General features: G+C 38.0%; 2 protein-coding genes. Both read right to left on the reverse strand.

What is annotated here, in order from left to right; translation table 11 throughout:
• Positions 1 to 42 precede the first annotated feature (42 nt).
• Positions 43 to 624 carry a hypothetical protein gene (locus V7Q33_RS20070; RefSeq protein ID WP_333821038.1) on the reverse strand — a complete coding sequence of 194 codons (582 nt, stop codon included), beginning with the start codon at positions 622 to 624 and terminating at the stop codon, positions 43 to 45.
• On the reverse strand, positions 621 to 1226 hold the full coding sequence (locus V7Q33_RS20075; RefSeq protein ID WP_333821039.1) for a hypothetical protein: 606 nt from the start codon (positions 1224 to 1226) through the stop codon (positions 621 to 623). The genes V7Q33_RS20070 and V7Q33_RS20075 overlap by 4 nt, the downstream gene beginning before the upstream one ends.
• Positions 1227 to 1322: the final 96 nt, after the last annotated feature.

Genomic DNA, 1322 nt, shown 5'->3' on the forward strand with positions numbered 1-1322 from the left:
GATTTCTTTTTCATGACTTTAAAATATATCTCTAAATAAAAATTAGCTCCGTTGTTTCATATAGCGATATAATATATACCCCAATTTTTTCTGAGACCATTCCAGGTCATTGATTCGCGTCTGAAGTTCTTCTCCATTTTTTAGAGTAACAACCAGTTGTAGCTCATCAGTGCGATTGTTATTCTTGATGAGCTTGAAATGCAGGTATAATATTTCGCTCCAGACTAAGGGAGGTGCCTCCTCCAACGAAAGCCCTTTTGAACTGATTCCTAAAATTACCTGGTTCCTAAAGAAGAACCGAAAATATACAGCCGCAATAAGGACAAATACTGCAACGAAACTCCAAAGCCAGTAGCTGTTCAGTAACGAAGGCTTATCAACAATAATGTATACTATGGATAAAGTTCCGAAGATTAATATCAGAAATTCAGTTCTCTTTCTCCATGAAATTCTCAGTATGATTGTCTCAGGTGTATTTCTTTCGGTAAAGAGGAGTACTTTATTGCTAACCAAAAAGTTTAGTTCATCGTGGGTATTCCAGGGATCTGATTCCCTCCATTGAATATTTTCATGAATACGTTTCTTTATAGTCTCTTTATCAGGGGCTCCAATTTCCGTTTTCATGATTTTTGTGAGTCGTGTCGTTCTTTCAGAATCGTCTTGGTCAGGCTATATAAAATCTCGGTATGCCAGTCATTGTAATCGACATATACATGGTCTTCCGGTTTATTTATATTGGAGAGCACAAAAAAACGCGTATAGATCTTTAATTCTGTTTCCAGCCAATTCAACTGCAATGTTCCTCCTGCAATGCGAATACCTTGCTGGTCAAGTATAAACTTTCCTACATGAAGTGTCTCCAGATTCTCGTAGAAGCGGGCAAGGTACTGATCAACGATGTCGGTGAGATAATACTTCCAAATCAGTTCTACAGCTTCCTGAAAGATTTGATGGTAGTGCTTCCGCAATCCAAAAAAATTCTTCATGCAGATTGTTAGCACCTTGTTGTCGTTATCTTTTACTGATATAGTATATTTTCGTCCAACGTAAAAGAGGTCCCATTGAATGGGCTCGATCAGCAGTTTGATGTCTTTAATGTTTGGCTTGTTGATTCGCGTAAGCCCGGCCGATTTAAGATCATTGTTATCGAACGCTATATAATCGGGGCTGATAATGAAAGTTCGTTGCCTGTCCAGTAACCCGGATTGAATACTATACTGTTTCAAAGTGAAATTCTGTAAGGCTTCAATTTACAATCTTTCCATGATCAACTGAATGCTATCTTCTACTGAATTATCTTTGCGGATTTCCAGTATGGGCAC

It is taken from the genome of Ohtaekwangia sp. (assembly GCF_036786105.1).
In the GTDB taxonomy this organism is placed as follows: domain Bacteria; phylum Bacteroidota; class Bacteroidia; order Cytophagales; family Cyclobacteriaceae; genus Ohtaekwangia.